Annotated in this window: 10 protein-coding genes and 1 pseudogene; 5 read left to right on the top strand and 6 right to left on the bottom strand. The window is 39.4% G+C overall.

From position 1 onward, the window contains the following. Positions 1-22 precede the first annotated feature (22 nt). Positions 23-112 (top strand): annotated as a pseudogene (locus tag CWB65_RS17955) (IS3 family transposase); the annotation flags it as partial. 63 nt (positions 113-175) lie between these two features. Here the strand turns inward: CWB65_RS17955 and metG are convergent. After that, positions 176-2,197 (bottom strand): methionine--tRNA ligase, encoded by a 2,022-nt coding sequence (metG, locus tag CWB65_RS17950; protein WP_058429002.1) that lies wholly within the window; start codon positions 2,195-2,197, stop codon positions 176-178. 187 nt (positions 2,198-2,384) lie between these two features. Between metG and apbC the strand changes: the two genes are divergently transcribed. After that, positions 2,385-3,461, top strand: a complete 1,077-nt coding sequence (gene apbC, locus CWB65_RS17945) for an iron-sulfur cluster carrier protein ApbC (RefSeq protein WP_138741139.1) — start codon at positions 2,385-2,387, stop codon at positions 3,459-3,461. A 4-nt stretch (positions 3,462-3,465) separates the two neighbouring features. Beyond that, on the top strand, positions 3,466-4,053 hold the full coding sequence (dcd, locus tag CWB65_RS17940; RefSeq protein WP_006792188.1) for a dCTP deaminase: 588 nt from the start codon (positions 3,466-3,468) through the stop codon (positions 4,051-4,053). On the opposite strand, the gene CWB65_RS17935 is transcribed toward dcd, so the two are convergent. Beyond that, on the bottom strand, positions 4,050-4,841 hold the full coding sequence (locus CWB65_RS17935; protein ID WP_138741138.1) for a CLCA_X family protein: 792 nt from the start codon (positions 4,839-4,841) through the stop codon (positions 4,050-4,052). The genes dcd and CWB65_RS17935 overlap by 4 nt on opposite strands. Positions 4,842-4,861: 20 nt before the next feature. Beyond that, on the bottom strand, positions 4,862-5,455 hold the full coding sequence (locus CWB65_RS17930; protein ID WP_138741137.1) for a tRNA-uridine aminocarboxypropyltransferase: 594 nt from the start codon (positions 5,453-5,455) through the stop codon (positions 4,862-4,864). A 135-nt stretch (positions 5,456-5,590) separates the two neighbouring features. Here CWB65_RS17930 and CWB65_RS17925 point away from each other — a divergent pair, with 135 nt between their 5' ends. Both CWB65_RS17925 and CWB65_RS17920 read left to right on the top strand, forming a co-directional pair. Then, positions 5,591-5,935: an Hpt domain-containing protein gene (locus CWB65_RS17925; protein ID WP_006792185.1), complete on the top strand. Its 345-nt coding sequence runs from the start codon at positions 5,591-5,593 to the stop codon at positions 5,933-5,935. A gap of 163 nt (positions 5,936-6,098) precedes the next feature. After that, positions 6,099-7,316, top strand: a complete 1,218-nt coding sequence (locus CWB65_RS17920) for a pyridoxal phosphate-dependent aminotransferase (protein ID WP_006792184.1) — start codon at positions 6,099-6,101, stop codon at positions 7,314-7,316. Between the two features lie 54 nt (positions 7,317-7,370). Here CWB65_RS17920 and CWB65_RS17915 read toward each other — a convergent pair whose 3' ends face one another. Genes CWB65_RS17915 through CWB65_RS17905 form a run of 3 tightly spaced genes read right to left on the bottom strand, consistent with a single transcriptional unit; the run spans position 7,371 to position 8,907 of the window. Then, positions 7,371-7,838 carry an outer membrane lipoprotein gene (locus tag CWB65_RS17915; RefSeq protein WP_138741136.1) on the bottom strand — a complete coding sequence of 156 codons (468 nt, stop codon included), beginning with the start codon at positions 7,836-7,838 and terminating at the stop codon, positions 7,371-7,373. 17 nt (positions 7,839-7,855) lie between these two features. Further along, complete coding sequence (gene lpoB / locus CWB65_RS17910; RefSeq protein ID WP_008131492.1) at positions 7,856-8,470, bottom strand: penicillin-binding protein activator LpoB; 615 nt, start codon at positions 8,468-8,470, stop codon at positions 7,856-7,858. 11 nt (positions 8,471-8,481) lie between these two features. Then, a complete protein-coding gene (locus CWB65_RS17905) occupies positions 8,482-8,907 on the bottom strand; it encodes a YcfL family putative periplasmic lipoprotein (RefSeq protein WP_008131494.1) in 426 nt (141 codons plus the stop codon). Position 8,908: the final 1 nt, after the last annotated feature.

The following is an 8,908-nucleotide window of genomic DNA, read 5'->3' as shown; positions in this document are numbered from 1 at the left end:
CCTAGACAACCTCTAAGAAACCCTCGAATATTACAACAACGAACGCATTAAGCTAAAACTAAAAGGCCTGAGTCCGATACAATATCGAAATCAGGCCTTGGTTGCCGCTTAGAAATGAGTCCAACTTATTGGGGTCACTTCAGAGTCAGCGGTTTTTTTATTCATATGTGTAAATTTACATTACACGCATTCCAGGTTCTGATCCGTCGTCAGGATTAAGAATATAAATTTCTTTTCCGCCAGGGCCTGCAGCAAGTACCATACCCTCAGACATACCAAAACGCATTTTACGCGGTTTAAGGTTTGCAACCATTACTGTTAGCTTACCTTCAATATCTTCAGGAGCGTATGCTGATTTAATGCCTGCGAATACTTGACGCGTTTCGCCGCCTAAATCAAGGGTTAGCTTCAGTAGTTTGTCGGCGCCTTTTACATGCTCTGCTTTTGCAATTTTAGCAACACGAAGGTCTACCTTTGCAAAATCGTCAAACTCAATTTCTTCGCTAATAGGTTCTTTTGCAAGAGGGCTATTTGGATCAATTGTTACTTTAGGCTCTAGGCTTTCTTTAGATTCTTCAACCATTTTGTTTACTTTGTCCATTTCTACGCGTTGCATTAACGGTTTAAATTTATTGATTGAGTGGCTTACTAGTGGCGTCTGTACTGCATCCCAAGCAAGATCATCGTTTAAAAACGCTTCTACGTTTTGGGCCATAGCCGGTAGTACTGGTTTTAAATAGGTAATTAAAACACGGAACAAGTTAAGGCCAAGCGAACACACATCGTGAGCTTCTTGTTGCTTAGTTTCGTCTTTAATTAATACCCATGGTGCTGCGCCATCAATAAATTGGTTTGCTTTGTCGGCAAGGGCCATAATTTCACGAATTGCGCGACTGTATTCACGGTTCTCAAAATGGGTGGTAATACTTGGCGCAGCAGCTTGGAACTCTTCGAGAAGCTCTGGTTGCATAATGGTTGCGCTTAATTTTCCATCAAACTTTTTGGTAATAAAGCCTGCGCAACGGCTCGCTATATTAACGACTTTACCAACCAGATCTGAATTAACACGTTGTGCAAAGTCTTCTAGGTTTAAATCAAGATCGATAATACCGCTGTTTAATTTTGCAGCGTAATAGTAACGTAAGTATTCTGGATTTAGGTTGTCTAGGTAGGTACGCGCTTTAATAAACGTGCCCTTTGACTTAGACATTTTTTCGCCATTTACAGTAACGAACCCGTGTGCAAATACGTTAGTTGGTTTTCTAAATTTAGCGCCTTCTAGCATGGCTGGCCAAAATAAGCTGTGGAAGTAAATAATGTCTTTACCAATAAAGTGGTAAAGTTCTGCTTCTGATCCTTCAGCCCAAAATGCGTCAAAATCAATCCCTTTTTTATCACACAGGTTTTTAAAGCTGGCCATGTAACCAATTGGCGCATCTAGCCATACGTAAAAGTATTTACCTGGGGCATTTGGAATTTCGAAACCAAAGTAAGGCGCATCACGGCTGATATCCCACTGTTGTAAGCCGTCAGTAAACCATTCGTCTAGCTTGTTAGCCATTTCTTGTTGAATAGTACCTGAGTGTAGCCATTCTTTAAGCATGCCTTCAAATGCTGGTAGGTCAAAAAAGTAATGCTCAGAATCTTTCAAAATAGGCTCGGCACCTGACATAACAGAGCGCGGGTTTATTAATTCGGTTGGGCTGTAAGTTGCGCCACACGAATCACAGCTATCGCCATTTTGATCTTCAGACTTACACGTTGGGCAAGTACCGGTTACAAATCGATCAGGTAAAAATATGCCTTTTTCTGGGTCAAACAATTGCGAAATAGTGTGCTTTTTTATATGGCCCGCGTCGTTTAAGCGGTTGTATATTAATTCACTAAATTCTTTGTTTTCTTGGCTATGCGTGCTGTGGTAATTGTCAAACTTAATGTTGAAATCAGCAAAGTCGCGTTGGCGTTCAATGCTCACATTTTTTACCATTTCTTCAGGTGTGATCCCTTGCTTCTGTGCATTAAGCATGATTGGTGTGCCGTGGGCATCGTCTGCGCAAACATAATACGTTTCATGGCCTTGAAGTTTTTGAAAACGTGACCAAATATCAGTTTGAATATATTCCAATAAATGACCTAAGTGGGTTGGGCCATTTGCATAAGGTAATGCGCTGGTAATCAGGATCTTTCGCTGTGCCATAATCATTCCGAATTGAGGATAAAATACCGTTTTTACTATTTAAACGGCTGTTATCATTAATTTATCTATAAACAGGTGGCTATGCGCGCACACTGCTTATGGATTTTTATTAATTGACTGGTGTTAATGACCTGAATGTTACATAATTCCGAGGCACTTTTCATCAAAGAAACGCTATTTAATTGCTATGTTTGGACTGTCGAAACTTTTCTCTTCTAAATCGGTGCAAAAACAACCGATTATTGCTGCTTTAGCGGCTTATCGTAGTGCGGCCTTTGCCGTAGGAATTGACGAAAGCTTTATTGAGTCAACTTCTGAAAACGACGATAAATCATTACAAATTAGTCTTACTTTACCTTTTGCTGCGCAATCAGAAATCCCCCTTGTAGAGCAGCATGTCCGTGATGTTTTAAATATTGAAATCTCAATAAAGGCTAAGGTTGATATTCAAGAGCCTGCAAAGTTTAAAGGAATTAAACACATTGTACTTATTGCTTCAGGTAAAGGTGGGGTAGGTAAATCGACTACAGCTGTTAATTTAGCGGGTGCATTAAAAGCTGAGGGAGCAAAAGTTGGTATTTTAGACGCTGATATTTATGGTCCTTCAATACCAATGTTGTTGGGCCTTGTTGGTGCTGAGCCAAAAACAAAAGATAACAAACAATTACTACCGTTTGATGCCAATGGCATTAAAGCCCAATCTATCGGCTTTTTAGTACCCAGTGATGACGCAACAGTATGGCGAGGCCCAATGGCATCGGGTGCACTTAGTCAATTACTGAACGAGACTGATTGGGGCGAGCTCGATTATTTAATTGTAGATATGCCCCCAGGTACAGGTGATATACAACTTACCATGAGTCAAAAAGTACCTGCCAGTGGGACTGTTATTGTAACTACGCCTCAAGATTTAGCACTCGCTGATGCCCAAAAAGGCATTGCAATGTTTAATAAAGTAAATGTGCCAGTACTTGGTTTGATAGAAAATATGAGCCATTACGTTTGCAGCCACTGCGGTGAGGCAAACCATGTATTTGGCAAAGAGGGTGCACAAAAACTAGCCCACAAGCATGGCGTTCCGGTACTTAGCCATATTCCCCTTGCCATTGATATTAGAGAGTACTCTGAGCAAGGAAAACTTATTGCTAGCGATAACGATGCGGCAATAAGCAAAACATACAGCGCAGCAGCTAGGCTTATAGCCAGCACGCTATATTATCAACAGCATCACAACAGCATAGAAATTGTGATTACAGAAGATTAAAAGCATGAGACTTTCAGATACACATATTAAAGAACACCTAAAAGATGGCCGAATAGTTATAGAGCCTGCTCCGAGTAGTGAGATGATATCGGGTGTGACAGCAGATTTACGTCTTGGTAATAAATTTAGAACGTTCAATGCCCATAATGCAGCCTACGTTGATTTAAGTGGTCCAAAGGATCAACTCAATAAAGCCATGGAATCAATCATGAGTGAGGAAATTGAGCTTGCAGACGGTGAAGCGTTTTTTTTACACCCAGGTGAACTCGCGCTTGCAATCACTTATGAAAAAGTAACGCTACCTGCCGATATTGTAGGGTGGTTGGATGGGCGTTCATCGCTTGCGCGTTTAGGTTTGATGGTGCATGTAACAGCACACCGAATTGATCCCGGCTGGAGCGGTAATATTGTATTAGAGTTTTACAACTCAGGAAAATTACCCTTAGCGCTGCGCCCAATGATGAAAATTGGCGCTATGAGTTTCGAAATGCTCTCAGGGCCTTGTGAAAACCCGTATAACATTCGTAAAGATGCTAAATACAAAGACCAGAGTAGCGCAGTTGCAAGTCGCATAAGTGATGAAAACAGCTAAACCTTATCGGGTAAATTATGAAGCGCATAACCCAATAGTTGAAAATAGTGGTTAAGCGCTTTATTTGCCTTGGTGGTATGTTGTGCTGGTGGGTATATTAAATTACTGGATTGCAAACCGGCCACCAAAAAACTGTTTTTTATGTTTGGGTGTGCATATATACAGGCTTCAAAACAGCGAGCTGCAATTTCTTCAGGCATACTCATATAATTCATATTATGGGCTTGGTCGTGTTTAATACATGCTTGCACAAATTCATTGGCATTTTCGCCACTTGCATCTAAAAATACTTCTTTGAAAAAACTATTTAATGCGTCATTGAGTGGGTGCATTAAATTTGGTGTATTTGAAAGCCAAAGCTTTGAAGCAAATCCATAGCGTGGTTTTACTTTAAATAAATGTTCACTAATGTGGTGATCGAATGCATGAAACCACTCATGCGCGAGCGCACCACCGCCCGCATTTTTAGCAAGTGCTAATGTTTGACTGCCTGCATTGTAATGCGCTTGCACACCTTTTTGACCACCGTGCCCAAATGCAAAATTTAACTTTCCGCGCAGACCAATTGCTTTAGGTGGTAAGTGCAGTATTTGCGCCAGGTCGGCCAGCGCATCGTAAATTAAATTAGCGCTAATATAGCGCTCTTCTTTGGTTACCCATTTACCAACGACCATTGATCTAAACCCAAACGTGGTTCTTATATCGCTAAAATCAACTTGGTCATCAAAGCGATAGTCGGGGCCTTGACGAGTAAATCCTCGTTTTAATCTATTTGGGTAATGTCGCATCTGTTTATCAAAAGCTAAATTTAATTTAAGTAACGTGCTTTTACGTGCTCAGGCATATGTTGGGTTTGTTTATTAATTAATTCTTCTAATAAAGTAAACAAAGGCTCTGGGTTTAAATGTTCTATTAAGCTTAAGCTATGAGCAACGGCTTCAAGTGTAGAGAGGCTATCGGCACGGGGTGCTTTACGTATTGTATAACGATTTTTAGGTAGTTTATTAAAACTCACTGTTCTAAATTGATTGAGTGCAGGGGTGAGTTGCAAAATTTTATAGGCTTTTTTCCATGTGCCATCGATCACAATTAAATGAGTGATGTGCTTATGTTTTGTGGAGCTTGGTTCATCTAGGCAGGTGGCGTTTTCGTTTGGGTAAAGCAGTACTGTTGATTCTTTTGGCAAACTATTTAACATACTAAAGTCAGCACTGTTTTCACCTTTGATGATTTCGCAATCAATTAGACTTAAGTCGAGTAATTTAGCCGTGTTTTTTGCTATTTTTTCTTCGCTGGGGTGTTGTAGAATAATAACTTTAACTTTGTTAGTTATTGTTTCAATAGCGCTGCATACACAGGTATTAAGCGCAAAATTACAACGAGTACAAAGAATGCGTGCCATTTTAAAAATTTTCTCTCTATTATTAACTTGTAAATTATACATTTATGAAAGCAATTAAGTTGGTTTTTTTTCATTTATCAATATACAGTAGTTATATCAAATACAATGAACATGGATAGTTGAAGGAATTAAATAATGACAGACATTACCATAGATACATCAGCGTTAGAGAATATGAAATCTTTATTGGGCGAGCAGTTTGCTGATACGCTTGATTTTTGTTGTGCCGAGTTTGAACGTCTGGGCTCTGAAGTTATGGCAACCATTGGTAAAGATAAAGAGGCAGCGATTCGTCATTCTCATAGTTTAAAATCAAATGCCGCGCAGTTTGGTGCGTCTAGTTTAGCTGATGTTTCGCGCACCATAGAGTTAAGCTTAGTTAATGATGACTTAGCTAAAGCGATGGATGCTTGTGCCAACTTAATGCCACAGGTAGAAGGCTCTCAAACAAAATTTAAACAATGGTTAGATGCACAATAGTTAACGTGAATTAATTTCAGTTTTAAGCTGTTAAATTTACTGGTGTTATATATTTACTCGGTTAGTCTAGTAGGCAACCGGGTTTTTATTGTTTAGATAAAATAGACCCTGCTTATAAAACTCAAATTACAAAGGTCATCAGGCGCCAGCGAGTAGAGGTAAAATGTCAGATATAAAAAAGAGTCATAAATTAGAAGGCGTATGTTATGACATTCGTGGGCCTGTTTTAGCTCAAGCTAAAAAAATGGAAGACGATGGTCAAAAAGTCTTAAAATTAAACATCGGTAATCCAGCTGCATTTGGTTTTGATATGCCTGAAGATATGCATCGCGATATTATCCGTAACCTGTATTCTGCCCAAGGTTATTGTGACTCTAAAGGACTTTACTCAGCCAGAGTAGCTGTGTACCAGCATTATCAACAACGTGGGTTAAACAACTTAGACGTTGATAACATTTATATTGGTAATGGGGTAAGTGAACTAATCCAAATGATCACTCAAGCTTTGCTTAACAACGATGATGAAGTGCTTATCCCCGCGCCAGATTATCCGTTGTGGACTGCGTCAGTTAAGTTAGCGGGCGGTAATCCCGTTCATTATTTATGTGATGAAGAGCAAGATTGGTTTCCTGATATAGATGACATAAAAAGTAAAATCACCTCTAAAACCAAAGCCTTGGTGTTAATTAATCCGAACAATCCTACTGGTGCGGTATACAGTGATGACCTGCTTAAGCAATTAATAGATATTGCGCGAGAGCACAAGTTACTGTTGTTAAGCGACGAAATTTACGAAAAGATTTTATACGATGGAGTTAGCCACACTTCAATTGCTTCATTGTGTGATGATGTGCCAATGATTACTTTTAATGGTTTAGCTAAAACTTACCGTGCTGCTGGGCTAAGAATGGGGTGGATGGTTTTAAGTGGTAAAACATCAGCCATGGACGACTTAAGTAAAGGGTTAGATATACTCTCGTCAATGCGTTTATGCGCTAATGTACCTGCCCAATATGCAATTCAGCAGGCATTAGGTGGTGTGCAATCAATTGATAACTTAATTAATCCGGGCGGGCGATTATACGAACAACGTGATATTGCATGGCGCGGTTTAAATGCGATTGAAGGCATTAGCTGTAAAAAGCCAAAAGGCGCTTTATATGCGTTTGCCAAGGTTGATACTGCACACTTTAATGTAAAAAACGATGAGCAAATGATGTTTGATTTGCTCAAGGCCGAAAAAATATTATTAGTGCATGGGCGTGCGTTTAATTGGCCAGAGCCTGACCACTTTAGGTTAGTATTTTTACCTAATAAAGATGACTTAACTGACGCCATGCAAAAAATGCAGCGTTTCTTTAAAGATTATCGCCAATTATAAAACTTTATAAAAAAACGAGCCTGTTGGCTCGTTTTTGTTTTTAAAGGCGTGTTATTAATATGCTTTATCTACTCTTACGGTATTATCGCCTAAATAAACTAACCTCACATTATCGCCTTTGTGAAATCGCATACCTTGGTCTAGGTCTTGAACTACCATAAATTGGTCGCCATTTTCTACCTGAATTAGTAATTCAACTAACTGAGTTTGTTTGTAATAGCTACCTTGCTGACTATTGTTAGCAACACTACCACCGATAACTGAGCCTAAAATTGTGGCTATAGCACGACCGCTGCCACCACCAAATTGATTACCAATAACACCACCAATAAGTGCGCCACCAAACGTTTTCCAGCCGTTCTTTTTGTCTTGTATTAGTTCTTGCTCGCTGATGTTTCGTACTGATTTAATGTCACCAAACAACACTTTTTGAACTGCTACGGCTTTATTTCGCTCGTATTTGGCAAAAGTGGGTGCACTTAATGTAAGTAAAGCGCACATAATTACAGCAATTGCTTTCATAACTTACTCCTATCGGCTTACCAGCCAAAGGTTGATTTTTCTTTGGTTTTGCGAATTTCAGTTTCGTCCGCCCATTCAATAAGTCCGCTTTTCATATCCATTAAACGCATTGTGAATTTATAATATACGTCTGATTTATCTGCATTTGTTTTAACAATACTTGATAAGTTGCCATACAACATGTACTGAGCACCAATTTGTTGTCCAAATGCAACCGCTGTTGCTGGGTTCACTAATGCATCTTCGTTTTGAAAGGTTAGCTGTTCACGTACAGCTTCTACACGTGTCATGTCTACAAAGCGAAACTTACCGCTGCGTAGCATTTGCGTAGAGATAGAATCAGTGATTGATTCTGTATCAATATGCTCACTGGTTTTGTTTTTAATACGTTCCACAAACACAACAGGACGGTTATTTTGAGTCATGGTTCCCACCACTGGCGAGCTTAGTAATGAGTCGGTCATTTGGCTCGCGACTTTTTGTAAATCGGTAGAACCAAAATTTATATCAGTTGTTTCAACTGCTTGAGCGTCACCATAGCTAACTACGGCTTTGTTAGCACAGCCGCTTAAGATCAATGCGCTGAGCCCGACCAATGCGTAGGTGGATGCTGTTTTAAATGTCGTGTTCATAATAGTTTCCTTTAATCTTTAAATTCTTGAGATTCAGTTGATACTTTTCTAACTGCTAGTGAAAATGTAACAGCATCAGAGCTAGGCGCTAAACCTGGTAATTGTGTATTAGCAAAACCAAATAAAGTTAATGGCTGCCACGGTGAATGATTTCCTTTAATCAAAAATCCATCTTTATCAAACCATTTAAATTGATACTGTAAATATTGTGACTTTTTATATTGGCTAGATAGGGTAACCACGACATCCGTTAACTGATTTGTTTGACGCGTTTTAACGTCGGTAATGGCGAGTTTTTCACCTAAATCAGGGTTATCCACTCTAAGTTGATCATTAAAATTTCCTTTATTTTGTTCAACCGCTATACCTGATGTGTCAGGCTGTGTTGCACAAGCACTTAGCAATAAAACGGCACACATTGGCACTATGTATTTCATG

Source organism: Pseudoalteromonas sp. S554 (assembly GCF_005930865.1).
In the GTDB taxonomy this organism is placed as follows: Bacteria; Pseudomonadota; Gammaproteobacteria; order Enterobacterales; family Alteromonadaceae; genus Pseudoalteromonas; species Pseudoalteromonas marina.
The sequence above is the reverse complement of the archived record's forward strand: the minus strand, read 5'-3'. Positions and strand labels throughout refer to the sequence as shown.

What these genes read in the sequence shown, in the direction of transcription:
- metG (WP_058429002.1), bottom strand. Translation starts at nt 2,197, where the DNA reads ATGGCACAGCGAAAGATCCTGATTACCAGCGCATTACCTTATGCAAAT.
- apbC (WP_138741139.1), top strand. Translation starts at nt 2,385, where the DNA reads ATGTTTGGACTGTCGAAACTTTTCTCTTCTAAATCGGTGCAAAAACAA.
- dcd (WP_006792188.1), top strand. Translation starts at nt 3,466, where the DNA reads ATGAGACTTTCAGATACACATATTAAAGAACACCTAAAAGATGGCCGA.
- CWB65_RS17935 (WP_138741138.1), bottom strand. Translation starts at nt 4,841, where the DNA reads ATGCGACATTACCCAAATAGATTAAAACGAGGATTTACTCGTCAAGGC.
- CWB65_RS17930 (WP_138741137.1), bottom strand. Translation starts at nt 5,455, where the DNA reads ATGGCACGCATTCTTTGTACTCGTTGTAATTTTGCGCTTAATACCTGT.
- CWB65_RS17925 (WP_006792185.1), top strand. Translation starts at nt 5,591, where the DNA reads ATGACAGACATTACCATAGATACATCAGCGTTAGAGAATATGAAATCT.
- CWB65_RS17920 (WP_006792184.1), top strand. Translation starts at nt 6,099, where the DNA reads ATGTCAGATATAAAAAAGAGTCATAAATTAGAAGGCGTATGTTATGAC.
- CWB65_RS17915 (WP_138741136.1), bottom strand. Translation starts at nt 7,838, where the DNA reads ATGAAAGCAATTGCTGTAATTATGTGCGCTTTACTTACATTAAGTGCA.
- lpoB (WP_008131492.1), bottom strand. Translation starts at nt 8,470, where the DNA reads ATGAACACGACATTTAAAACAGCATCCACCTACGCATTGGTCGGGCTC.
- CWB65_RS17905 (WP_008131494.1), bottom strand. Translation starts at nt 8,907, where the DNA reads ATGAAATACATAGTGCCAATGTGTGCCGTTTTATTGCTAAGTGCTTGT.